Below are 25,356 nucleotides of genomic sequence, written 5' to 3'. Positions count from 1 at the left end.
TCTCATAACCTAAAATTAATTGTTTTTTGCTAATAACTTTAGGGTTATAAAATGTCCGGTTTTTGGGGAGACTTACATATGCATAAATTTAAAATGTCGGTGATTATTCATATTTACGGGTTCCTTGAAACTAATTTCCTTGGTATCTTTATTATAATTCAATATAACATCAGAATATCCCTTCCAACCAAAATTGTTGGTATTGTCCAATTTTTTAAATTCATATGTTTCGTTCGCGACAGAAAGCGCACTTTCATATTTTAGGCAGGGTTCTATCTTAATAGTTTCTTCGGTTACAGTTATAGTATGATGTGATCCAGAACCAAAACTCATGTATGTTCCCGAGGGTACTTGTGCATTCACATTTAATCCTGTAAATAAAAACAGTAGTACAGCCAAACCTAATTTTGTAATTGTTTTCATAGTAAAAATTTTTAATGTTAATGGTTTTAACAAATTTAATTTTATTATTTTAGGTAAAAAATAGCTACATGTAGCTATTTTAAACATAATTAGCACTAAAATAATGGATAAAATAAATAAGCTACGCGATATTTGGGACAGTATCTCCAAGGTTGTAAACGAACAAATTGACCTTTCGCAGAAAGAATTGATTAACCGTTATATGGACGTTTTCCATTTTGGCGAATACTTTTATGTAATTTTTAATACCCGTACTACCGAAATGGAATATGTAAGCCCTAATGTTGAAAATATATTAGGCTATACACCTAATGATTTTTATTTACAGGTGGTAATGGATAACATTCATTCTGAAGATTTACCTTACTATTACCATTATGAGCAAAGTGCGGTACGCTTCTTTTCAGGATTGGAAGATGACTTGTTTTTCAAATACAAATTTGCTTACGACTACCGTTTAAAAACAAGAGAAGGTTCTTATAAAAGGGTACAACAACAGATCGTGCCAATCTATTATTTTCCAGAGGGAGGCGTAAGAACTTTAGGTATTTTTACCGATTTAACACACCTAAATATCACAGGTGTACCCAAGCTTTCTTTTATTGGTATGCAAGGTGCACCTTCTTATTACAATGTACACCAGAAGGATGAGTTTATGCAATCGCTAAATGTATTTTCTAAAAAAGAGCAGGAAATCTTAGGATTCGTACTACAGGGATTAACCAGTGAGGCTATTGCCCAAAAATTGGAAAGAAGTATTCATACCATAAGAAATCATCGTAAACATATTTTGGAAAAATCGGGCTGTGAAAATGTTCAGGAGCTTTTAGTGAAAGCTGTACGTGAGGGATGGGTGTGAAAAAGGAATTAAATTGCTATAACCTCCTGCCTTTCTTCTTTTTCTTCATTCGGTTGGCAAACTGTTCTTCCTCATAATCCTCTCCCTATACTTGGGGCAACAAGCTGAATAATCCCAAATCGGAACTTTGCAAATTTTCCTGCAAAATAAACTCGAAAAGGTCTTTGGTCGTTTGGCTGTCTAATGTCTTCCTATTGGAAACAGGACTGTCCTGTATCTTTAATTCGGGTTTGTTACCATTGTTCCACCAATCGTTAAACAGATTTGCAGAAAGATTTCTGTCTAATTGTGAAGCGTTCCAAACGGCTCGGCTTTCGTGATCGATGAACGTGATACCGTAAATCCGTCCGCTGTTGTTCCTGCGGACAACCGTATTTATGCCCTGATCGGTCGATTGCTTTTTAAATTCACTTTCGTTGTTTGTGGTATGTATGGCAAGCTCCACCGTATTTTTCAGTACAGACCTTACAGGGGTAATTTTCATTTTTTTTTTGGAATGCTCACAATACTTTTGTATCAAAATATTACTTGTCATTCAGTATCTTTAAGTTAACTTTAGTGTTATTAAGTTCAAATATTTGTAAAAATAAAAAACGAAAACGTTCATTTTTGTACCTCATCATTCAAGGTACAATTAAGCTCCAAATATTAACATAACAATACAAAAGATTGCAGAATAAAATATCGTAATATAAAAAAAAGGCTTTATAATGATATATAAGATTTATTAATTGTTTATTTTGTGTCGGTTACTTTTCAATGCAGAATCTAAAAAACCGTTTATTAATGATCGTTAAAAATGTTGAATTATAAAAAAGCGGTACACTATTATCTAAATTTAAGTTTCTATCTAACCTTTTAAAAAAAATCCGATAATAAAATTTAGTCGGCACATTAATGATCATAAAAAACGATTACAACCTATTCAAAAATTCATTACATTTAAAAAAATTTAAAGCATACCTTAATCATTAATTTTACGCCTTATGGATCTCAAGTCGAATGAACCTTTCTGGATGATAAAAAACGGTATCATCAATTCCTATCCCTCTCTACATGAGAACAAAGAATGTGAAATATTGGTCATAGGTGGCGGAATTACGGGAAGTCTGATAGCCCATCAATGCATATCGGATGGCAAAAATACCATCCTGATTGACAAGCGCGAAATCGCCAACGGAAGTTCGTCCGCAACTACATCCATGTTGCAGTATGAGATTGATGTTCCCTTGTTCAAATTATCAGAAATGATTGGTAAAGCAGGAGCCGAATTATGTTATAAAGCCTGCTCCGATGCCATTGATCAACTTGAAAAAATCTGCATTCAAATAAAATCAAAAGCAGGTTTTCGAAAGAAGCAATCTCTGTATTTTGCCTCGTTTAAAAAAGACGTTTCTTGGTTACAAAAAGAATATGAAGCCAGAAAAGAAGCAGGTTTTGGTGTTAAATGGTTGGAAGCGAAGGAAATTGAAACCAAGTTTAAAATTCCAACTTCCCATGGCGGAATCCTTTCAGAGCAGGGAGCCAGCGTAGATGCTTTTCAGTTGGTGCACGAACTTTTAGCATTCAACGTTAGAAAAGGCCTACAAGTGTTCGATAAAACCGAAATGAAATCTGTGAAATATCATAAAGGAAAAAATATCGTTACCCTTAGTTCTGGCGCGACAATCATTGCAAATAAAATTGTGTACTGCGTTGGTTATGAAAGTACAAGTCTCATCAAGGAAAAGTTTGTGGATTTGCTGAGCACTTTTGCCATCGTTTCTGAAGTGGATGAAAAACTAACGAATGCGTACAAAGATGTACTCCTCTGGAACACCGACGAACCTTACCTCTATATGCGCACAACCGACGATCATCGAATGTTAATTGGCGGTGAAGACGAGGAATTTTATAAACCTGAATTAAGAGACTCTTTAATCACCAAGAAGTCAAAAATTCTGACTAAAAAATTTGAGCGTAATTTCCCTTCTTTCGAGTTTAGGGAAGATTTTTCTTGGGCAGGAACTTTTGGTTCAACCAAGGATGGTTTGCCCTATATTGGGGAACACCAAGATTTTAAAAACTCCTATTTCGTACTCGGATTTGGTGGCAACGGCATCACATTTTCAGTTACAGGTATGGAAATGCTTTCGTACTGGTTGCAAAAGAAAAAGCACCCTTTAGATAAATATTTTTCATTCGGTAGATAGGTGGTTTTAGAATGTGATTTTGAATGTAAAAGTAAAATAATAACCTATTTGCAGAATAGATATAATTAGATAAAACTATCATATTACAATAAAAATAACTATATATGCAAATGGAGATATTGTTTTTTCCCTAAAATACAAATGAAAGTTTACAACCAATGCTCGGACGAGCCTATTAGAATTCCAGGAAAAATTCAAAACTTTAGTTTCTTAATCGGTCTTGATGAGCAGTTTCATGTACAGTTTTACAGCCAAAATATTCTAGGTTTATTTCAAGTAGATACAATTCCACTAGGTTCGCCTATTGAAAATTTTAATTCTATTATTTCGTTTTTAGAAAATTCTGAGGTTTATAAGAAGTTTGTTGCTAAAGATGCTGCCGTTAATTCTCAGTTAAGTATTATTGATATTTTAGGATCAAAATACTATCTCACCATAAAATCCCATGCATCTTACGCTATTTTAGAATTGGAAAAATGCTACAATGTAGATTACTCTAATGAGTTAGAATACATCGATTTTGAAGGATATTCTCAATTGAAGGAAGAATCTCTTGTATGGAATAAACTTGCTATAAATATTAGCGAATACATCAATTACGATCGCGTAATGATTTACAAATTCTTGGAAGATGGCTCTGGTAAGGTAGTTGCTGAAAGTGTAAAAAATAACATGGAAGGTTTTCTCAACCTTCATTATCCCGAAGATGATATTCCGAAACAAGCAAGAGCACTGTATTTAACCAAAACGAGAAGAATTTTCAGTGATATTGATGCACAGCCTGTTCCCGTGATTTCCAGCATAGAAGATTTAGACCTAAGTTTTGCCGATGCACGTGCAATGTCACCTATCCATGGGCAATATTTAAGAAATGCTGGGGTAAGATCTAGTTTTTCGACCTCAATTATTGTCAACGGAAAGTTGTGGGGTTTGGTAACTTGTCAAAATACGTTGCCACAACACATTGATCTTCGCAATAGGATAAAAGCAGAGATTGTTACCAAATGGGCAGCGAAAGTGTACAGCAATATTTCGTCTGCAGAAATGGTGGATTTTAGTATCGAGATTGATCAAAAAATCTCCAAACTCAAAAAAAGTTTATCCAATGCACCTGTACTTACAGATGGTATCATTCAAAATCTGAATAATTTCTCTAATTACGCCGACGCAGATGGAATTGCCTTTGTAATTGGTGCTGAAATATTTTCTAGTGGAAATACGCCGCCCAACGCTTTAGTTTTAAAAATTATAGAGTATTACAAAGCGTATTTAGAGGATAACGATAAAGTAATTTATGATGAGAGTTTTGCAAAAAATCACCCTGAGATTATGGGTGATGATACGACCTTCGCAGGTTTAGCAATTGCAGAAATTAACAGAGAAACTCAAAAATATATTATTTGGTTTAGAAAAGAATTTAAAGAAACCATACATTGGGCAGGAAATCCCCAAAAACATTACGATAAAATTTTGAAAAACGGTCAGGAAGAATTTGAAGTTTCGCCTCGAAAATCATTCAAAATATTTATTGAAGAAAGCAAAGGGAAATCCAGAATTTGGAGCGAAAAATACCGAAAAACCATTACCAAACTTCTCACTTTAATTTTTGAAATTTCGTACGACCATTATACGAAAATAAAACAATTAAACGACGATCTTTTGGCAGTTAACGAAGAATTAGACAGTTTTTCATATACCATTTCTCACGATTTAGGAACGCCTTTAACTGTCATGAAACTTAACCTCCAAATGCTGGAAAGAAAGTTATTAGATGGTAATACAGAAGCCAATTCTAAAAAACTAAAGAATGTTCTTGATCAAATTCATAATATGGAAACTTTGATGCGGGATGTCCTAAATTTAAGCCGAGCAAAATCGGTAGAATTAGGATTACAAAAAATCTACATGCAATCTTTGATTGAAAGGATAGTTGAAGAATCGCAAATTGTGTACGGAAATCCCAACACGAAAGTTGAAATTGGCCGTTGTATCGATATTATAGCCGATCAAACTTTGGCGTATCAAGTTTTTCTTAACATCATAAACAATGCTATTAAATATTCGTCTAAAGAAGAATTTCCCGTTGTTACAATAGATTCCAAGGATATTGGTGATTATGTTGTGTACTCTGTTTCTGATAATGGTATCGGAATTCCCGAAAAAGATAAGAGCCAAATGTTTAAAATTTTTAAAAGAATGGAAAACGCAAAATCTTTCTACGGAAACGGGGTTGGACTGAATATTGTCTATCGAATTATGGAACGTTTGCAAGGGAAACTAAGTTATGAAAACCATCATGATGCTCCAGGAGTAACTTTTACCATACAATTTAAAAAATAAAAATGCTTTCAGATTATCTAAAACAAAATACCAGACATCAACATGATTTGCTGGAAGAAAAATTCAATTCTAAAAAAATCTTTGAAAAAGCATATTCTTTAGACGATTACAAATGCCTTATAGCTCTAAATTATCAATTTTTATTAAATTATGAAATCAAGATTAATGCAGCAATCTCGGACGATTTTAAAAATAAAATCAGACAAAATCTACGTTCAAAACTTCCTTTAATAGAAATAGATGCTGACCTTTTAGGAATTAATTTGCAACAAAATCTTGAAGTAGAAAATATCAACTCCGAAGCCGAAGCCATCGGAATGTTATACGTGATTGAAGGCGCATCTTTAGGCGGAAATGTTATCAAAAAAAATCTTGAAAAAAATCCAAATTTTGAAGGTATAGATTTTCATTATTTCGGAATGTACAACCAAGCTATTTCCGAATTTTGGAAAGAATTTATCCTTGCTTTAAACACATATTTCCACGAAGAAAATTATCCAGAAGTTTTAAAAGGTGCAGAAAGAGCATATGCAGAACTAATTAATTACGAAATTTAAAGTTCATAAATTCCTTCTTCCGTAAAAAAGTAAAAACTGGATTTTTCGGGATGATTTCTGGTATCTAAACCCGTAAAAGAACTAAATGCTGGTAAAATTAACTGAGAATTGGTAACAACAAAACTTGGAAATTTAACATATCTTCCTACGGGTGTTTTCATTTGAATTCCAGGGTGAATGTGGCCAGAGATAGTAAATTTTTCTTTCGATTCAACTTCTTCATGGGAGAAAATAAAATGAGCTTCGGCATGAAATTCACAAATTTCCGTAACGCCTATTTCATACAATTTATCTTTTGATATTCGGTCGTGATTGCCTTTTACCAAAACAATTTTTAAATCTGGAAACTGGGATTTCCATTCAGAAAATAAATTGAATTCCGAGTTTTTTCCAGCATGAATAAAATCACCGACAATGATCAGTTTCTGAGGTTGAAAATGAAGTGTTAAATCCGACAAACGTTGCAAGTCCTTCTCAATGATTTCGGAGGGTAAAGCGATGCCATTTTTTCTGAAATGAGCCGTTTTTCCTAAATGCAAATCCGATAAAACCAAAGATTTTGCTTCTTTCCAAAACAGCGCACGCTGATTGGTCAAAACAAAAGTGTGTTGCCGTAAGACAATCGTTTTCTCTGCTAAGATCATTTTCGTTTGGTTTTTTTCTTCATATTGGCTTCCTGCATTTTTCTAATTCTTGTGCCCAAATCCTCGCTGGAAAGCGATTGTCGCAAACTGTCCACTTTTATCGGGAAACTTAAGGGCGTAAAGCGATCCGAATTTACGTAAATGATTTTACTTTTAGCAATGCGGTCAAAAGCAGCAGTTAGTCTTTGTTCTTCCAATTGCTGGTTAAAAACTTCGGTGTAGGCTTGTCTCAATAGTAAATTTTGAGGATCATAATCTTCCAAAACCGAAAAAATAATGCCCGATGAAGCCTGCAAAGATTTATTGTTAACTTGTCTTCCAAGCATAGTTTGCACCACCATTCCCGAAATCACGGCAATATCTCTAAATTTTCTGCGAGCCATTTCCGTCGCATTCACGCTGGCAACAACATCTTGCATCAAGTTGTCTTTCGATAAAATGTGGTGTAATTCTTCTTCTGTCAATTTAATTTCTTTATCCGAAAAAAGTTCGAAACCATAATCGTTCATCGCCATCGAAAAACTGATAGGATATAATTTTGAAATTCGAAATGCCAGTAATGCCGCCATCACTTCATGCACCAAACGCCCTTCGAAAGGGTAAAAAAACAAATGATAACCTTCTCGTGTTTTGATGCGTTCCACCAAAAATTCATCTTCTTTAGGGATGTGTGAATTTTCATTTTGATTTGCTAAAAGTGGATGTAAAAATTTCAGTTCTTTTTCACGAGAATTTGGAGATAATGATTCTGCCAATTTTTTCCTCAAAAAGAAACTTAAATTGGAGGACAAAGGCAATCTTCCGCCAAGCCAACTGGGGGTAATAGCTTTTCCACTGGAGGATTTTACGTAGACCGTCATATCTTTTAGCATCGTATATTCTAACACGCGTCCTGCTAAAACAAATTTGTCACCTTTATGCAATTTGGAGATAAAATATTCTTCAATCATGCCGATGTAGCCGCCCGACAAAAATTTTACCCTCAACATAGAATCGCTAACTATTGCTCCAATGTTCATACGGTGAAGCATGCCTATTTTACGTTTTTCAACAACTAATTTTCCGTCTTCTTGCTTCACCACTTTGTGAAATTCTTCGTAATTTTTCCCAGTTTTTCCGCCCTGTGTGATGAAGTAAATGCACCATTGCCATTCCTCGTCTGTAATTTCAGAATAAGCATAGGTATTTTTAATAACAGGATAAATTTCGTCTGGATAAAAACCGCCGCCCAAAGCCAAAGTTACCAGAAATTGCACCAAAACATCGTACGCCAATACGAAAGGTTCTCTGCTTTCTATCACCTTATTTTTCACGGCTTCTTTTAAAGCCGAAGCTTCTATCAGTTCCAAGGAATGCGTGGGTACAAAATAGATTTTGGAAGTTTCAAACGGCGAATGTCCGCTTCGTCCTGCTCTTTGCATAAAACGTGCAACGCCTTTGCTGGAACCAATTTGGATGACGGTGTCTACAGGTTTAAAATCGACACCCAAATCCAATGATGAGGTAGAAACCACTGCTTTTAACAAACCAGAACTTAAGTTTTCTTCTACCCACTGACGCAAATTCGCATCGATAGAACTGTGATGCAACGCAATTTGTCCCGCAAAATCAGGATAGGCTTCCAGCAATAATTGGTACCACATTTCGCTTTGACTTCGCGTATTGGTAAAAATTAATGTTGACTTACTTTTTAAAATGATAGGAACGACTTCCTGAACTAATTTTCCGCCCAAATGTCCTGCCCAAGGCAAAATCTCTACTTCTGGAGGATACACTGAAAGAATTTCTATTTTTTTCTGTTCTTTGGCGACAACTTTTGTTCTTTTTTTAGCATCCGGAATTAAAACCTCCAAAGCTTGATCCAAATTTCCGATGGTGGCTGTAATTCCCCAAATTTTTACTTTTGGTTGTTGATATTTCAGAACCGCCAAAGCCAACTCTGTCATCACGCCACGTTTGGTGCTCAACAATTCATGCCATTCGTCTACAACAACAGATTGCAGATTTTTGAAAAATCTTTCGTGGTTTTTCTGAGCCAAAAGCAGATGCAAACTTTCGGGAGTTACCAAAAGTACATCGGGCATATTTTTGGTTTGTCGAGTTTTGTGTTTTGCATCCGTATCGCCGTTGCGAACTTCTACCACCCAATCCAAGCCAATCTCATCAACTGCTTGTTGCATGGCTCTCGCCAAATCTTTTGCAAGGGAACGCAAAGGCGTAATCCAAAGTAATTTTAAACCATTTTTGTATTTCTCGGGATGATTAAAAAAATCAATAATTACAGCTAAAAATAGAGAATAGGTTTTCCCAAAACCCGTTGGTGCAATCACCATTCCAGAATAACCGTTGGAAAAACGTTGCCAAGCTTCATTCTGAAAAGAAAAAGCTTTCATACCTTTATCGTTCATCCATTTTTGTACGATTTGGTAACCTTCGGAGTTTTCGAATGTATCGGTCAAACAATTAATTTTTTAATATCTTCAATATCGTCTATTTCATCCACTTTTTTGTCTTTTCGCCAGCGCAAAATTCTTGGAAAACGCAATGCTACACCAGATTTGTGTCTGCTGCTAAAACCAATTCCTTCAAAAGCCAGTTCAAAAACCAATTCAGGTTTTACCGTTCTTACGGGACCGAATTTTTCAACTACATTTTTAGATATAAATTTGCTTACTTCTTGGATTTCTTTATCTGTTAAACCAGAATAGGCTTTGGCGATAGTTACTAATTTACCTTCTTTTTTTACTGCAAAAGTATAATCTGTATAATATCCACTTCGTCGTCCACTACCTTTTTGAGCATAAATCAATACCGCATCCAGCGTTAATGGATCAATTTTCCATTTCCACCAATCGCCTTTTTTGCGACCAGTGTGGTACGGAGAATGGTAATTTTTCAGCATCAAACCTTCGCTGTTGATTTCGCGCGCGTTTTCACGAATGTCAGGAAGTTGATTCCAGTTTTCAAAAACAATTTCTTCGGAAATTTTAATCTTTTCTGAAGGATTCATTTCCAATACTTTTTGAAGTTGAAAACGCCTCTCTTTCATTGAGTGATCTCGAAAATCTTCATTTTCAAATTCTAATAAATCATAAGTAAAAACCACGATTGGAATTTCGTCCAGCATTTTTTTGCTTAAATTTTTGCGATTCAATCTTTTTTGAAGTTCATTGAAATTTAGAACTCGATGGTCTTTAAACGCTAAAATTTCGCCATCAATCACAAAATTCCCTTTCCATTGCAGTAATTCGTCTCTAATTTCAGGAAACTGATCGGTGACCAATTCCTCGCCACGAGACCAAATAAAAACTTCGCCATCTCGTTTAATAAATTGTCCACGAATGCCGTCCCACTTGTATTCTGCCAACCAATCTTCGGTAGCGCCCAAATCTTGAAGTTCTTTTTCTAAGGCATACGCCAAACAAAACGGATAAGGTTTGGACAAATTAGTGTCTGTATATTCACCCTTTATCAGACTATCAAAATCAACTTCTTCGGGTTTCCAATGTCCCATAATGCTGTGTGCAACGGCACTGGGATCCATCTTGTAAAATTTCGCTAAGGTATTAATCAATGCTTTCGAAGAAACCCCAATGCGAAAACTTCCGCCCAATAATTTATTGAAAATAAAACGCTCCACATTATCCAAACTATCCCAAGCGTTAAGCACAAATTCTTTCTTTTCTTCGTCGGTTTTGTCTTTTAAATCAATAATTTTTTGCATCCAATCGGATAAAGAAATTTCGATACTTTTTTTAGGAGGTGGAAGTATTAAAGAAATGGTTTCTCCCAAATCGCCAACGCTAGAATAGCTTTCTACGAAGAGCCATTCGGGAATCTGAGCTACTTCCATCGCCCAAATTTTCATAAAACTAGAATTGATATTTCGTTTAGGTTTTTTGCCTGTAAATAAAGCTAAAAACCACAATTTATCTCTTGAAGACGCCACTTTCAGAAACTCGATAATCGCTTCTTGTTTCAAAGAAGTTTTGTTGGTGCTGTCGAGTGCATTGATTAATGTGGCGAAATCTTTCATTTACTATTTAAAAACAATTACAGTGCTTCATCGATTTCCGTTTTTTCTTCATCATCGCCGTATTCGGTTTTTACCTCTTCGGAGTAGATACCTATTTCATTTAAATATTTAGAAAAAATAGCGGTCTGACCGTGAGTTACGTACACTTTTTGGGCTTCAGTCGCTTTTATTGCTGTTAATAAGCCTTGCCAATCTGCATGATCGCTAATCGCAAAACCTGCATCTGCACTGCGCCATCTTCGAGCACCACGAATTTGCATCCAACCCGAACAAATAGCGTACGCCATATTCGGTATTTTCTTCATCGCTGGATTGTCGACCAATGCGGGCGGTAACAGAATTATTTTTCCATCCAAATGTTTTTTATCGTCACGCAAATCAATGGTGTTGTAATCTGGAAGTTTTACTCCAACACTTTCATACGCTTCATTCAGTTTTGCTATGGAATAATGAACATTCAGCTCACCCAAACCTTCCAAAGCTTTCATAATTCGCTGCGATTTTCCCAATGAATAACCGATGAATACGGAGGTTTTTCCATTTTTACGGTTTTGCTCTACCCAGTTTTTCATTTGATTTTCTTGTTCCTCAACCGAAAGCCAATTGTAAACGGGAAGTCCGAAAGTACTTTCAGTAACAAATTCATTGCATTTTACCGCTTCAAAAGGCGTTGAAAGTCCATCATCTTGAATTTTATAATCGCCAGAAATTACAGAGACATAGCCTTTATATTCCATCCTAATTTGTGCAGAACCAATAATATGTCCTGCCGGATGCAGAGAAACTTTTACGCCGTTAATGTTTATCACTTCACCGTAAGCTACACTTTCACATTCTATATTTCGACCAATTCGTGAATACAAAATAGGTTTTGTAAAATGATGACACAGATATTTCTTCATGCCACTTCGTGCATGATCAGCGTGACCATGCGTGATGATTGCTAAATCCACAGGTCGCCAAGGATCGATATAAAATTTCCCTGGAACACAATAGATGCCTTTGGATGTGAATTTTAGCAGTTTCAAATTAGTCTATATTTTTAGATTTATTTTTCAGATGTTTGGCAACAAAATATCCAGCTGCAATTGCTAAACCTGTTCCAATAATTTTTTTGGTGTTCTTGGACGGCATTGGTAGCGCTGTTTCTCCGTAAACTCGGTGCGGATTATTGGATGGCTCTAAGATGTTACCTTCCTCATCTTTGCCTTTTTTAACCTTCATCATTAATCTCATTACACCAGTTGCCAAATTGGTAAATGTTTCTGGAAAAGCGCCATGAGCAAGCTTTAGCATAAATGAAGTAGCATCTGGGAAGGTGTCGTTTTTAGGTTTTTCTACTAATTTGTAAATTACTTTTGCGGTATCTCGAGGATCAGCAGCAAATGGAGGAATTTTAAAATCTAAACCCGAAAATTTTGCAGAATGCATATTCCCAGTGGATTGTTGCACTTGCGGATAAATATTACAAATATGAATTTCTGGATACACGCTGTATTCGCTCTGCAAACCACTCATCATGCCTTTAATTCCTGTTTTTGTCGCTGAATATACCGAGCTAAACGGCGCAGGCATATAACCACCAATGGAAACATTATTAATTAAAACGCCTTGCTTTTGTTCTTTAAAAACGGGCAAAACATAATAAGCGCCATGCATATAGCCCATTAAATTGGTTTTGATAACTTGCTCATTAATGTCCATTGGGATTTCCTCGAATTTTCCGCTTGCCATAACACCTGCATTGTTCACCCAAACATCGATTCTACCAAATTCTTTCAATGCAAATTCTACCAAATCTTTCACCTCATTGGCGTTCGAAACATCGGTGGTTTTGTATACAGCTTTTCCACCTAGAGCATTGCACTCTGCAACCGCTTTCTCCAAACCTTCTTTTCCTCTTGCTGCTAAGACTATTTGGTAGCCTTTTTCTGCAAACAATTGCGCCGTTGCCAATCCAACACCACTTGAAGCACCTGTAATAACCGCTGTTTTTGTAACTAAACTTGTAATTGTGTCTATAGAATCCATAATATTATATTTTTTCGTTGTTATAATTCCGAGTTTCGATGGACCGCTCGTAAACTTTTTTTCTAATTTGCTGAATTTTCCCAACGGGTTGCAACTCTTTTTTACTATCAAAAGGATTGAATGAGAGCTGTTCTAGTTCCAAGTTTGTTTCCTCTAAAACTTCTTCAAATTCAATAATACCAAAATCCAAAAAGTCGGTTTTTCGCCAATCTTTGGTTAAATTATTAATCGGTTGATATTTCTCGTCGTAAGCAATTTGATATAAAATTTTATACTTCAAATCATTTTTTGAAATGTAAGATTTCACATCTTCCAAAATTGAAATTCCTGTTGAAAATTCGGGGTCGAATTGTAGCGGAATGGCTTTTATTTTAATTATTTTGTTACCTAAACGATATGCACCAACAGAATAATAACTTCTTGCTAGAATGAAATACTTGAAACTCGTAATCCAATTTCTAATTGCAGAAACGAAAGACCAATTCATTGTTTCGAAGGTCATTGGTACACCAGAAATTAAAATTTTAAATGCCCGAAATGGTTTCGTAACAATGGAACCGGCAAAAAATCGGTTAATTGCCATAAAAAGTTTCAAAAATCCACTGACAGATTTTGTCATAAATAACGGAAAGTTCACCAGTGGATAATTTGCAATCGTGGAAGAGCCATCATCAATTTTTAAAGCAAAACCAAACAAAGGAAGTTGTCGATCGGACTTTGAAATTTTCAAATTGGCGTGTGATAATCGCACCAGAGCATTGAACTCATTTTCAGGAAAAAATTCTTTTAGATTTTCATCTTTTGAGGGAATAAATCGTCCTTTCAAATAAGAATACGATTTTGCGTGTGCATCTCTGGTAGAATATTTTACCTTGCTTATTTTTCCAGATTTATTTACAAATTTCGAAACTGTGGTCAAAGTTTGTTCCAACAAATCATTTTCACGAGGTGTTAATGAATCAAATTTTGGATGATATGCTATTGGAAACTTCATTAAATCTTAAGCTCGCCTTCTATCCCTCCGTCTTCAATTGGACTTCCCGTAACGGCAGCAAAAAGCATTTTCGACATGGCAATAAATTTATTGTCTTTGGTTTCGTAATAATAGCCATCATTAGGCGAAACTTTTATTACACTGATATTGGGGTCATCTTTACCATCGAACCAAGCATTAGCAAAATTGGACCAATATTTTTCGATTAAGCTTTTGTCTTGCGAAGCACTGGCTTTTCCTTTAATAAAGATGTATTCGTATTTAGAATTATTCATAAAATACAATTCTACATTAGGATTGGCTTCAATTTCATCATTTTTTAGTGAGCGAACGTCGCTCAAAAACCATAAATTGCCCGCCTCATCAACTTCTTGTAGAGCCATGGGTCTGCTGGTGGTATTGCCGCCAATATTGGTGGTAAAAAAGCAAGTTCCAGCGGTCTCGGCGATCGATTTTATTTTCTCAATTGCTTGATTTCCGTTTAAATTTTCGTGAGGTGATTGTGCATTTCCCATAATTTTGTGACTTTATATTTTATTAATTGGTATTTCGGAAGTGTGCGGAAAACAATTTCTTTATTCATTAATATGATACGTAAAATTGGTGCACACAATAACATCGTTACTATCAAAATGTTTTACAATTCCGTCCTTTTCCATGGCCACTACCCAACAGGAGTTTTGATGCATGCCATAATCAATAATAAATACCGTATGACCACGCCCCAGAGGCGTATCTACAAGGATGGTTGGACTTAATTGTAAAATCATTTTGTATTTTTTTTGTTTTAAATGAGTGATAAGAATAGACTATGAAGGCACTTTTCTTTGTGCTTCACGGTCCCAAATGCGATGAAGTTTCATAGCGTTAATGAAAGATTTTGACCAATTGGCTTCCTTACTTTCCAAAATAACACCTTTATCAACTTCCACAAAAGACCTATCCAATAAGCTTTCCGCATCTTTCGCAAAAGCCAATACCTTACAATGTCTATACGCATCGTTGATAAATTCGTAATAATCTGCATTCTTTTTCAGAGGTTCTACCGATTTGCCTGACGGCGTAAAAACAGCGTCATAACAAACTGATGGATCGGTAAGATAAGTGTGTTCTATATTTTCGGTATCGCCTTCCTGGTAAGTGAGCGGACCAACTTTGGACGAAATTAAAACGGCTTCTGCACCTTCCTTTTCCAAAGCTTTTTTAAGTTCATCAACACTCGCTTTAGAAACCCCATTATCTACCAAAAAGGCAACTTTCCTCGTTTTAATCGTTCCTTCTCCTGCTTTTACCTTCATGCTAAGCGCTTCGGAAGATTTAAGCTCATTTTTCTTAGTTTTTAATGGATAGTTTGGATGATTTTGTCTGGCAAATTTTAAAGTTAATTCATCCAATTCTTTTGGAGGCGTGATATTGAGATTGTCACCCACTTTTTTCGCTAAATCTGCATCAATTTGATTTAAAATAGCAACCTGACGTTCTCTGATTTTAGGATCGTTTACTTTGCTCAGTTCAAAACTTAAAGCATTAATAATGTGCTGTTTTTCTGGCTCGCTTTGAGAATTGAAAAATAATGTAGCTTGGCTAAAATGGTCAGCAAACGAATCGGAACGCGCTCGCACTTTTTTGCCATCCACTTTTTGCTCATGCGACTGGAAGCCTTCTTCACCCTTCAACATGGCATGATAAGGGCATCCCGACGCTTTACTGTTGGGGAAATAGCTAACGCCACCTTTCAAAATATCAATTCTCCCCGTCCCATCTTTTTGGTTGTTATGTTTTTGATTAACAGGTCTGTTAATTGGGATTTCATGAAAGTTTGCTCCACCTAATCTATAATTCTGTGTATCCATATAAGAAAAAACACGACCTTGCAGTAAAGGATCATCCGATAAATCAATACCTGGGATAATTCTTCCAGGGTCGAAAGCGACTTGTTCTGTTTCAGCGAAGAAATTTTCCGGATTGCGGTTGAGAGTCATCGTTCCTATAATTTTTACAGGTACCAACTCTTCTGGAACCAATTTGGTGGCATCTAAAATATCAAAAGAATATTTGAATTCATCCTCCTCTGGAATCAACTGTACGCCCAAGTCCCATTGTGGATAGTTGCCCGCTTCAATAGCTTCGTACAAATCTTGACGGTGAAAATCTGAATTAAATCCAGACAACTTTTGAGCTTCGTTCCATGCCACAGAATGAACTCCTAATTTTGGTTTCCAATGGAATTTTACAAAAGTGGCTTTACCTTGTTTATTTACTAGTTTGAAAGTGTGAACCCCAAAACCTTCCATCATGCGTAAACTTCGCGGAATGGCTCTATCAGACATCGCCCACATGATCATGTGTGCAGATTCGGGCATTAAAGAAATGAAATCCCAAAAGGTATCGTGTGCCGAAGCGGCTTGAGGATACTCTTTATCGGGTTCAGGCTTTACAGAATGAATTAAATCTGGAAAATTCATCGCATCCTGAATAAAAAAAACAGGAATATTATTGCCTACCAAATCATAATTCCCGTCTTCTGTATAAAATTTAACCGAAAAACCACGCACATCTCTCGCCAAATCAGTCGAACCTTTAAAACCTGCAACCGTAGAAAAACGCGTAAACAGTGGCGTTGTGGTTCCTTTCTGCAAAAATTTAGCACATGTATATTCAGAAATATCGTCATGGATTTCTAAAATGCCGTGCGCACCGCTACCTCGGGCATGTACGACACGCTCCGGAATTCTTTCACGGTCAAAATGCGCTAACTTGTCAAAATAAATATGATCTTGCTGAAGAGAAGGGCCACGATCTCCAACTTTCAAAGTGTTGTTGTTATCATAAATCGGGACACCATCATTGGTTGTCAATTTTTGATTAGAATTATCAACTGTAGATTGATTCATCTGTTCGATTTTCGCATCGGATTGCTTGTTTTTTTTCATGAAATTATTTTTTTTGGATTAGGTGCAATATTTTTTTTCTTCTTAAGATTAAATTTTAAAAAAAAGAAAGCCTACATCGAACTCTTTAAAAATGATGTACAAAGTGTAAATTTTTTTTAACAAAAGTAATGCCACAAAAATTAACATTTTTTTTAAATAAAAATGTTATTTGGTAAGATTATCTCAACAAAATTTAAAAATAATTCACAAGTTTTTAAATTACCATGTGATAATTTTGATACAAATTGTATCAAAAATTGTTTTTCAACTTGATAATTTTGGTTTAATTTTAACACCAGAAATGGCGAAAATGGATAGAATTCAAGAAAAATTAATGATCTTGGCTGATGCCGCGAAATATGATGTAAGTTGCAGTTCTAGCGGTAGTAAACGGAAAAATACGGGAGGTATTGGCGATGCGTCATCGTCGGGAATTTGTCACACGTATACCGAGGACGGAAGATGCGTTTCTTTGCTCAAAATCTTACTCACCAACCATTGCATTTACGATTGCTCCTTTTGTGTAAGCCGAAAAAGTAACGATGTAAAACGAGCAGCGTTTACGGTGGATGAAGTGGTAGAATTAACCATGAATTTTTACCGCCGAAATTATATTGAAGGTCTTTTTTTAAGTTCTGGAATTTTCAAAAATGCCGATTTCACCATGGAACGCTTGATGCGTATTGTTAAAAAACTTCGTACAGAAGAACGCTACAACGGTTACATTCACCTGAAAACCATTCCTGGAGCCAGCGAAGAATTAATTAAAGAAGCGGGCTTATACGTTGACAGAATGAGCATTAATCTGGAAATGCCCACCGAAAAAGGACTGAAAATGGTGGCTCCTGAAAAAGATCATGATAGCGTAAGAAAACCTTTGGCTTTTGTTCAAAATCAAATTAGTGAGTTAAAAACGGAGTCCAAATTAATAAAATCTAAACCTCTATTTGTTCCAGCAGGTCAAAGTACACAGATGGTTATCGGGGCAACGCCCGAAAACGATTTCGAAATTATGAGCGTTGCCAACGAGTTTTATCAGAATTACAAACTGAAAAGAGTCTATTACAGCGGCTATATTCCGATTAATAACGAAAATGCTTTGCTCCCTCAGATTGGTTCGCAACCTCCATTAATTCGGGAAAACAGATTGTATCAAACAGATTGGTTATTGCGTTTTTATGATTTTAAATTAGATGAAATTCTGAATCCGTCATTCACCAATTTGGACATGGATATTGATCCGAAATTGGGTTGGGCACTTCGGAATCCGCATTTTTTTCCAGTGGATATTAACAAAGCAAGTTATCAGGAAATAATAAGAATTCCAGGAATTGGGCGACAATCGGCAATGAAAATTGTAAAGAGTAGAAAATTTGGCAAGTTGCACGAATATCAAGTCAAGAAAATGGGTATAAGTTTTAACAGAGCGCAGTATTTTATGACTTGCGCCGATACCAAAATACAGCTTGGTGAATTGGCGCCTTTAAAAGTAAAATCTTTGATTACAGCGACTTCCAAAAGCAAATATAAATCATCAGTTCCTAGCAATCAGCTCAGTTTATTTTAAAAATCCAAAAAGGATGAACGGTAATGTCATCCTTTTCTTACATTGTTGCGAAAAATAACTATTTCTTATTTCCACCCATAAATTTTGAAATTAACCAAATGATGAGCGCGACGCCGCCAAAAATCAAGATAAATGCCCACCACATTCCTGCTTTAAATATGGTATTTACAGCTTCACAACTCGTTAATAAAGACATACATAAAATAGCAAAAAATCCTAGTGTAAATTTTTTCATAGTAAATTGATTTATAATTATGATGTGTTCAAAAAGTCTGCCATTAATCAGACGATACTAAAATTTTTAATGTTTTAAGTGAGTAAATTTTGGCGGTAAAATTGTTGTGCTTTAACAAAAATTAAAATGAAAAATAAAAGTTTAAAAAAAGTAATGTTCGCCTTTGCTGGCGTTGGTGTTATTGCTGGATTATTGGCTTGCTCGGGAAAAAAAGCAATGAGCAATAATGTGCAAGTGGTTCAAAATTTTGATGCCGACAAATATTTGGGAACTTGGTATGAGGTGGCACGTTTTGATTTTAAATTTGAAAAAGATTTAAAAAACGTAACTGCCAATTATTCTAAAAGAGAAGACGGAAAAATTAAAGTTTTGAATAAAGGTTTTAACACCGTAAAAAATGAATGGGAAGAAGCCACAGGAAAGGCCAAATTTGTAGGTTCTGAAAATGAAGCAGCATTGAAAGTCTCATTTTTTGGTCCATTTTATTCGGAGTACAACGTAGTACAATTGGATCCTGAGTATAAAACGGCGCTAATCTTCGGTGAAAGTACAGATTACATTTGGATTTTATCTCGTTCCAAAACTATTTCTGATGATACCAAGAAGAAGTATTTAGATTTTGCCACAAAACATGGATATGACATTTCAAAATTAGTGTGGACAATACAGGATTAAGCGTGAAACAATATGTTTTTGATGGAAGCTACGTTGGCTTTTTAACTTCGATATTTGAAAGTTTTGAAAGAAAACATTTTGAAATAGAATTGTCGACAAAAGAAAATTTTGTCGCTAGTTTTTTTGATGAATCTTTTGAGATTATTTCGGATCCGGAAAAAGCAAAAAGAGTAATGCTAGGGCTTAAGAAGAAATTACCTGCTGTGGAAGTCATTAATATTTACAAGGTTTTTCTTTCAGAAAATATTTCGGCATTGCAATCCTTAGTGTACCTCATTCAAAATATATTTAAAAATCGGACAGATATTTTAGAAAATTTCGGAGATGCAAAAGTTTTAGAATACCATAAAACACTAAAAAAAGTGGACAGAGAAAGGCATCGTATGAAAGCTTTTGTTCGATTTCAGAAGAGTGAAGACGGAATGTTTTATTGTATGGTAGAGCCAGATTTTAATGTATTACCCCTAATTTCAGATTTTTTTAGAAAGCGATATGCAGATCAAAAATGGCTTATTTATGACGTAAAACGAAAATATGGATTGCACTATAATCTGTCAACGATCGACGAAGTTTATCTTAGCACAAAGCAAAAAAACGACCTAAGCACGGCTGATTCAATAATAAATTTAAATGAAACTGAAGAACATTTTCAGACTTTATGGAAGCAGTATTTTAAAAGCACCAACATAGAAGCCCGAAAAAATATAAAACTGCATCTTCAACATGTCCCAAGACGCTATTGGAAGTATTTGGTGGAGAAACAGTAAATAGAGATTTTTATTTTAGCATTATCCACTTTTATTTATCATTTGCTTTATTATTTGCCGATGCAGAAAGTGAAATTTCTTTTATTAATGGTAGTTTACAGATAATGAGATGTACTAAAGTGGTACATTATTTATAATTTTATAAATTCAGATTGAATTTTTTCGATGACTTTAATTGGAATACTTTGCTTTTCGCACAGTGGTTTGAATAATTCAGTAGCTGAAAGCACACTTTCAATAACTGAATTGGGATTTTTGATGGTGAACTGATCTGCAATTTTCAAAATATCATCTCTGCTGATGTCTGTTCTTTTTCGATTTATAGACATAGCTCTTGAAACTCTGGTGTAATTTTTTAGAGCATCTAAAGGATACGTCAAATCATAAGCGGGTGCCAAATTCCAACGGTCTTTCTCTTTATTATAGATAAAAGAAAAATTCTTCAAATGATCATCAATATTAAAAAACACAATGTTGAAAACCATTCTTCTAAATAGCTGTTCAATATCTTTGTGTGGCAACTTGAGATCAACCGCAAGCTTAAATAGATTTTCATAAGAAGAATGTTCAGGCTTTTTAAAATCCCAACCCGTCATTCCTGAAGCCGTTAAAATATGGTGCTTCTCACCTTTTTGCCGATCAAATCGCAAAGTCGCAAAATGCTTATCATCAATTAATTTTGAAGGCATCATCACAATTCCTAAAGATTGAGCGATTTCATAATACACATACTCTACTTTTTCTTTTGAATACCCTTCGTGTTCATCCACAGAAAGTTTTATCAAATAATGATTATACTCCTCAGAATTCTCCAAATCTCCTGCTTTTAAAAGTCCAGTTTCTTTATGTTCCGACACCAAAATTTTAGGTCTTGCTCCACCTGCAGAAGTTCCTATTTTAAAGATGTTGAGTAAAGAAATATCGCTTAATCCTTTTTGTTCTACCGAAGTTTTTACATCCAAAACCTTTTTTACGACTTCGGTAATTTCTTCTACGTCAATACTTACATCAGAAGAAATCTCTTTAGCCGGAGCAAATTCTAAAGCGCCCATACCTCTTTTACCCACATAGGTAAGCTGCTCCAGCGGTGAAATATTTACAAAATCCTTTTGAGAAGCTTCCAGCCACTCTTTAAAAACAATATTTCCAAAATAATCGGGTAAAGAATCGGCAATCATAGGTGGTAAACCTCTAAAAGTTTCACCCTCAAATTCGGAAAAAACCTGCACGTTAGGACTTCTTCGAATCACATAAGGAAACAGTCTTTTGTATGAATCCAATTCCAAAAATTCAGGATTATATTGAAATGAGGATTTTCGCTGATCTTCATCATAGCCTATTTTACCAATTTCCAATCCATTAAAATGCACTGAAATAATCTGATTTTTTGCCATAATTAATACATTGATGGATTGTCAGTAAGATCATTCGTTTTACCCATAACAAATTGATTCAACGAATTCATTTCATCAAAATATTGCAAAACTTTTAACAAAGTGTCTAAGGTTGGGTTTTCTCCGTTTTCGAGTTTAGCAATGGTAAATCTTGACAGATCCAATTCCTCCGCCAAGTCTTGTTTGGTGAGATTCTGCGCTTTACGCATTTGTCTGCACCATTGTCCTATATTGGTTTTAACCTCTTTTATGGTAAGGAGATCAAGCATAAAATGTAGATTATAATAAACAAATATAGTAAATTTTAGCAATAATGATTGTTTTACTAAACATTTTATTAATAATTTGTATAAAAGGAAATTCGCCAGAGTCAAAGCTCTGTTGCGCATTTTTAACTTTCCAAAATTTTATCCAAACAGCATGAATGCTTTTTGTCGTCAAAAAAACAAACGATTTATCTAATATTTGTCTGCCTATTCTTCTTAAAATTCTCCGCTTGTTCCAACACATTTTTGTAAACATCATCTTGGGTAATTGGCGGGTAACCATACTCATGTAACTTCAAGATGATGTCCATTTTTAGTTGGGCTTTGATATCATCTCGGTCGCTCCAATCAGGGTATTTTGCGGTGCTATCTACAATCTTTTTTATTTCACGAGCAAGTTCTAGCATTTTGTCGTTATCGAATTCAAAACCGTATTGTTTACAAATCATATCCAGAATATCATAAAAAGCTTTTTCTTCATAATCGATGCCTAAATCTTGGAAAGAATCCATTTCAACTCGAAGCTTAATGATTAAATCCAACATTTGTTCAGCCGTATCAAACTGTATCCCTTCATAATCTAAAATATCACCTTCACTACGTTCATTATAACGAGTGATGATCGATTGTAAACGCTCCGAAAAATCTTGACCTTTTACTTTATTTACCTTTTTGAAATCATTTATAGTTTGCTTTAGCAAACGCTCCAATATTTTAATCTTAGTATTCGGTAATTCGAGATTCGAGATTTTCTTAATGAACTTATCATTAAATAGATCAATGGCATTCGCTTTATTATCATCGAGCTTAAATATTTCTTCAACGCCTTCCGAAATGATGGCTTCTTCAACCAATTTAGCAACTTTGGCGTTCATCTGTGCGGTATCGGGAGCTTCGCCTTTGGTTAATTTTACGACAATAGATTTCACAGCAAAATAGAAATGAATCTCATCTACTTCTTTTGGAGTGAATAATTCAGAACCGCTGACAAGATTATACGCTGATTTTAGTTTCTTGGTGACATTCACAAAAAATTTCTCCGAATCTTCTGTTTTCAACACCAATTCAGAAGCTCTGTTCAAGCATTGTAGACGTCCTACAGGATTTCCTTCATAATAATTTTTAGAATCAAAATGGTGGAAAAATTGACGTAATAAATCCATTTGATCTCTTACGATAATTTCTGCCTGATTTAAATCTTCAAAATCATCTTCAGCAGTTTGATTATTGAACATTCCTAACGCTTTGTTCAAATTCTTTTTGATCCCAATATAATCCACTACCAAACCACGATCTTTCCCTTGATATTTACGATTAACGCGAGAAATGGTTTGGATTAAATTATGCGTTTGCAAAGGTTTGTCAATATAAATCGTATCTAAAAACGGAACATCAAAACCTGTTAACCACATATCTACAACAATCGCAATTTTGAAATTGGATTTAATCTGTTTGAATTGTCTATCCAATTCTTTGCGATTATCCTTACTTCCTAATAAATCCCATAAATCTTTTTCATCATCTTTATTGCGTGTCATAATCATTTTAACACGTTCAATCGGTTTGATGTCTTTCTGCTCTTTTTCGCTTAGATCCTCAGGTAACATCAGTTTTCCCCATTCAGGTCGTAAAGCTAAAATTTCTTGATACAGTTTGTAAGCAATCCCACGAGAAGCACATACAAACATCACTTTACCCGCAACGGTGGCGTTTTCTTCTATGCGATTTTCATAATGATCGATAAAATCTTGTGCAATGGCTTTTATACGGTCTTTATCTCCTAAAACCACTTCCATATTGGCAATCGCTTTCTGACTGGCTTCTACATGATATTCAGAAGCACCTTCGGCAACTGCATTTTCGTAATACTGTTCAATTTCCTGAACTTTATTGTAATCTAAATTGACTTTTGCCGCTCTTCCTTCATAAACCAGGCGAACCGTGATTTCATCATTCACCGATTCGAACATCGTGTATTGATCGACTACATCACCAAAAACCTCTAAAGTTTTATCAATTGGTGTTCCTGTAAAGCCTACGTACGTGGCGTTTGGTAATGAATCATGTAAGTATTTAGCAAAACCGTACGATTTGGTTACTCCTTTTTCAATATCAATTTTTACTTTTAAATCTAAATTAACTTGTGAACGGTGGGCTTCATCTGAAATACAAATAATATTGGTTCTATCAGATAGTATTTCATCGTCTTCAGCAAATTTTTGAACCGTTGTTAAATAAACGCCTCCACTTTCAAGACCACGTAAACGATCTCTTAAATCGGCTCTTGATTCGATATTGATGATGTTTTCATCGCCAATAAATTTCTTTGCATTCGTAAAATCTTTGGATAATTGATCGTCCAAATCCGTACGGTCAGAAATAATGATAATCGTAGGGCTCGAAAATTCGGTAGATCGCATCAACAATCGAGATAAGTATAACATAGTGTAACTCTTCCCGCACCCTGTCGCACCAAAATAAGTTCCACCTTTACCGTCACCTTCGGGTTTTCGATGTTTTAAAATATTTTGATACAGTTTATTGGACGCATAATATTGCGGATATCGAGTCAAAATCTTAAGCTCGTTTTTTGAATTATCAGGAAACAAAACAAAGTTGTGAATAATATCTACCAAGCGGTTTTGGTTCAACATTCCATGTACAATAGACGTTGCTGTTTCTATTCCAGATAATGCTTTTTTCTCGTCGCCCGTAATTTTGTTCCAACCGTAATAAAACTCGTAAGGTGAAAATACCGTTCCCGATTTATTATTCACCCCATCAGAAATTACACAAAAAACATTGTATTTCATCAGCTCCGGAATATCTCTGCGATATCGAACTGTTAATTGCTTGAATGCATCATGAATGGTAATTTCTTCTTCAATAGCGGTTTTAAATTCAAAAACCACCACAGGAATTCCGTTGATGTACAAAATCAAATCGGGAATACGCAACTCCGAACCTTGAATTTCTAGTTGATTGATGATTTTGAAAGTATTGGCTTGTACATTTTCAATATCAATATATCGAATGTGTAAATCTTTTTTGCTAGGATCGTTTCTCTTAAAAACTAAACCATCTGCTAATAATTTACAGATGTATTTGTTGGAATCGTATAAATTGGAAGCAGACTGAAAAGCGATTTCATTCACCAAACTTTCCAATTCGATTTCTTCTAAATCGGGATATCGGTTTAATAGAAAATGACGAATATCTTCTTTTATTAAAACATCTTGATTAGACGTTCTACTTAATTCTTTTCCGTTGATATAGTGATAACCTTCTGTTTCCAAAAGGCTTATAAAGGCTTGTTCTAGTTGAGCTTCGGTGTATTTCATAATAACTTTTTCAAGTTAAGTTTTGCGTTTTTGTAATATGTTTTTCTTTACCCCTCCAACGTTGCCAAGCGACTTAACAACAACGATTGTAGTTGCGATTGT

At 35.0% G+C, this 25,356-nt stretch carries 22 protein-coding genes; 7 read left to right on the top strand and 15 right to left on the bottom strand.

Annotated features, from left to right (window positions below):
- Nucleotides 1–72 precede the first annotated feature (72 nt).
- A complete protein-coding gene (locus AC23MB_RS11065) occupies nucleotides 73–423 on the bottom strand; it encodes a hypothetical protein (RefSeq protein WP_312323941.1) in 351 nt (116 codons plus the stop codon).
- A 103-nt stretch (nucleotides 424–526) separates the two neighbouring features.
- Here AC23MB_RS11065 and AC23MB_RS11060 point away from each other — a divergent pair, with 103 nt between their 5' ends.
- The gene (locus AC23MB_RS11060; RefSeq protein WP_487787269.1) at nucleotides 527–1,282 is read left to right on the top strand and encodes a LuxR C-terminal-related transcriptional regulator; all 756 of its coding nucleotides are present in this window, start codon (nucleotides 527–529) and stop codon (nucleotides 1,280–1,282) included.
- A gap of 85 nt (nucleotides 1,283–1,367) precedes the next feature.
- Here the strand turns inward: AC23MB_RS11060 and AC23MB_RS11055 are convergent, their stop codons facing one another.
- Entirely contained in the window at nucleotides 1,368–1,727 is a 360-nt protein-coding gene (locus tag AC23MB_RS11055; protein ID WP_487787268.1) for a hypothetical protein, read from the bottom strand.
- 541 nt (nucleotides 1,728–2,268) lie between these two features.
- On the opposite strand from AC23MB_RS11055, the gene AC23MB_RS11050 reads away from it, so the two are divergent.
- The 3 genes from AC23MB_RS11050 (at nucleotide 2,269) to AC23MB_RS11040 (ending at nucleotide 6,371) form a co-directional block, all read left to right on the top strand.
- A complete protein-coding gene (locus AC23MB_RS11050) occupies nucleotides 2,269–3,474 on the top strand; it encodes an NAD(P)/FAD-dependent oxidoreductase (protein ID WP_487787267.1) in 1,206 nt (401 codons plus the stop codon).
- Between the two features lie 141 nt (nucleotides 3,475–3,615).
- Nucleotides 3,616–5,814, top strand: coding sequence for an ATP-binding protein (locus AC23MB_RS11045; RefSeq protein WP_487787266.1), 2,199 nt, complete (start codon nucleotides 3,616–3,618; stop codon nucleotides 5,812–5,814).
- A 2-nt stretch (nucleotides 5,815–5,816) separates the two neighbouring features.
- Nucleotides 5,817–6,371 carry a biliverdin-producing heme oxygenase gene (locus AC23MB_RS11040; protein WP_487787265.1) on the top strand — a complete coding sequence of 185 codons (555 nt, stop codon included), beginning with the start codon at nucleotides 5,817–5,819 and terminating at the stop codon, nucleotides 6,369–6,371.
- On the opposite strand, the gene pdeM is transcribed toward AC23MB_RS11040, so the two are convergent.
- The 9 genes from pdeM to AC23MB_RS10995 are packed head-to-tail and all read right to left on the bottom strand — an operon-like array spanning nucleotide 6,368 to nucleotide 17,009.
- Nucleotides 6,368–7,015 (bottom strand): ligase-associated DNA damage response endonuclease PdeM, encoded by a 648-nt coding sequence (pdeM, locus tag AC23MB_RS11035; RefSeq protein ID WP_487787264.1) that lies wholly within the window; start codon nucleotides 7,013–7,015, stop codon nucleotides 6,368–6,370. The genes AC23MB_RS11040 and pdeM overlap by 4 nt on opposite strands.
- Complete coding sequence (locus tag AC23MB_RS11030; protein ID WP_487787263.1) at nucleotides 7,012–9,474, bottom strand: ligase-associated DNA damage response DEXH box helicase; 2,463 nt, start codon at nucleotides 9,472–9,474, stop codon at nucleotides 7,012–7,014. The genes pdeM and AC23MB_RS11030 overlap by 4 nt, the downstream gene beginning before the upstream one ends.
- Nucleotides 9,471–11,051, bottom strand: a complete 1,581-nt coding sequence (locus AC23MB_RS11025; RefSeq protein ID WP_487787262.1) for an ATP-dependent DNA ligase — start codon at nucleotides 11,049–11,051, stop codon at nucleotides 9,471–9,473. Before AC23MB_RS11025 ends, AC23MB_RS11030 begins: the two co-directional genes overlap by 4 nt.
- Nucleotides 11,052–11,068: 17 nt before the next feature.
- Nucleotides 11,069–12,079 (bottom strand): ligase-associated DNA damage response exonuclease, encoded by a 1,011-nt coding sequence (locus AC23MB_RS11020; protein ID WP_487787261.1) that lies wholly within the window; start codon nucleotides 12,077–12,079, stop codon nucleotides 11,069–11,071.
- 1 nt (nucleotide 12,080) lies between these two features.
- The gene (locus tag AC23MB_RS11015; RefSeq protein WP_487787260.1) at nucleotides 12,081–13,082 is read right to left on the bottom strand and encodes an SDR family NAD(P)-dependent oxidoreductase; all 1,002 of its coding nucleotides are present in this window, start codon (nucleotides 13,080–13,082) and stop codon (nucleotides 12,081–12,083) included.
- Nucleotides 13,083–13,086: 4 nt separating this feature from the next.
- Complete coding sequence (locus AC23MB_RS11010; RefSeq protein WP_312323534.1) at nucleotides 13,087–14,076, bottom strand: catalase family protein; 990 nt, start codon at nucleotides 14,074–14,076, stop codon at nucleotides 13,087–13,089.
- Entirely contained in the window at nucleotides 14,076–14,591 is a 516-nt protein-coding gene (locus AC23MB_RS11005) for a pyridoxamine 5'-phosphate oxidase family protein (protein ID WP_312323537.1), read from the bottom strand. The genes AC23MB_RS11010 and AC23MB_RS11005 overlap by 1 nt, the downstream gene beginning before the upstream one ends.
- Before the next feature lie 60 nt (nucleotides 14,592–14,651).
- Nucleotides 14,652–14,846, bottom strand: a complete 195-nt coding sequence (locus AC23MB_RS11000; protein WP_313029769.1) for a hypothetical protein — start codon at nucleotides 14,844–14,846, stop codon at nucleotides 14,652–14,654.
- Nucleotides 14,847–14,885: 39 nt separating this feature from the next.
- The gene (locus AC23MB_RS10995; protein ID WP_487787259.1) at nucleotides 14,886–17,009 is read right to left on the bottom strand and encodes a catalase; all 2,124 of its coding nucleotides are present in this window, start codon (nucleotides 17,007–17,009) and stop codon (nucleotides 14,886–14,888) included.
- A gap of 310 nt (nucleotides 17,010–17,319) precedes the next feature.
- On the opposite strand from AC23MB_RS10995, the gene AC23MB_RS10990 reads away from it, so the two are divergent.
- The gene (locus AC23MB_RS10990; protein ID WP_487787258.1) at nucleotides 17,320–18,576 is read left to right on the top strand and encodes a putative DNA modification/repair radical SAM protein; all 1,257 of its coding nucleotides are present in this window, start codon (nucleotides 17,320–17,322) and stop codon (nucleotides 18,574–18,576) included.
- Nucleotides 18,577–18,634: 58 nt separating this feature from the next.
- Here the strand turns inward: AC23MB_RS10990 and AC23MB_RS10985 are convergent, their stop codons facing one another.
- On the bottom strand, nucleotides 18,635–18,811 hold the full coding sequence (locus AC23MB_RS10985; protein ID WP_313029766.1) for a phosphatidate cytidylyltransferase: 177 nt from the start codon (nucleotides 18,809–18,811) through the stop codon (nucleotides 18,635–18,637).
- A gap of 126 nt (nucleotides 18,812–18,937) precedes the next feature.
- Here AC23MB_RS10985 and AC23MB_RS10980 point away from each other — a divergent pair, with 126 nt between their 5' ends.
- Together AC23MB_RS10980 and AC23MB_RS10975 are read left to right on the top strand one after the other, a co-directional pair.
- Nucleotides 18,938–19,486 (top strand): lipocalin family protein, encoded by a 549-nt coding sequence (locus AC23MB_RS10980; protein ID WP_487787257.1) that lies wholly within the window; start codon nucleotides 18,938–18,940, stop codon nucleotides 19,484–19,486.
- Nucleotides 19,468–20,253 (top strand): TIGR03915 family putative DNA repair protein, encoded by a 786-nt coding sequence (locus AC23MB_RS10975; RefSeq protein WP_312323847.1) that lies wholly within the window; start codon nucleotides 19,468–19,470, stop codon nucleotides 20,251–20,253. Before AC23MB_RS10980 ends, AC23MB_RS10975 begins: the two co-directional genes overlap by 19 nt.
- Before the next feature lie 131 nt (nucleotides 20,254–20,384).
- Here the strand turns inward: AC23MB_RS10975 and AC23MB_RS10970 are convergent, their stop codons facing one another.
- The 3 genes from AC23MB_RS10970 to AC23MB_RS10960 all read right to left on the bottom strand — a co-directional run bounded on the left by AC23MB_RS10970 (nucleotide 20,385) and on the right by AC23MB_RS10960 (nucleotide 25,254).
- Nucleotides 20,385–21,647: a type II toxin-antitoxin system HipA family toxin gene (locus tag AC23MB_RS10970; RefSeq protein WP_487787256.1), complete on the bottom strand. Its 1,263-nt coding sequence runs from the start codon at nucleotides 21,645–21,647 to the stop codon at nucleotides 20,385–20,387.
- A gap of 2 nt (nucleotides 21,648–21,649) precedes the next feature.
- Complete coding sequence (locus AC23MB_RS10965) at nucleotides 21,650–21,916, bottom strand: helix-turn-helix transcriptional regulator (RefSeq protein ID WP_487787255.1); 267 nt, start codon at nucleotides 21,914–21,916, stop codon at nucleotides 21,650–21,652.
- A gap of 185 nt (nucleotides 21,917–22,101) precedes the next feature.
- Nucleotides 22,102–25,254: a type I restriction endonuclease subunit R gene (locus AC23MB_RS10960; protein ID WP_487787254.1), complete on the bottom strand. Its 3,153-nt coding sequence runs from the start codon at nucleotides 25,252–25,254 to the stop codon at nucleotides 22,102–22,104.
- Nucleotides 25,255–25,356: the final 102 nt, after the last annotated feature.

The organism is Soonwooa sp. T0.1_25, assembly GCF_057652215.1.
The sequence above is the reverse complement of the archived record's forward strand: the minus strand, read 5'-3'. Positions and strand labels throughout refer to the sequence as shown.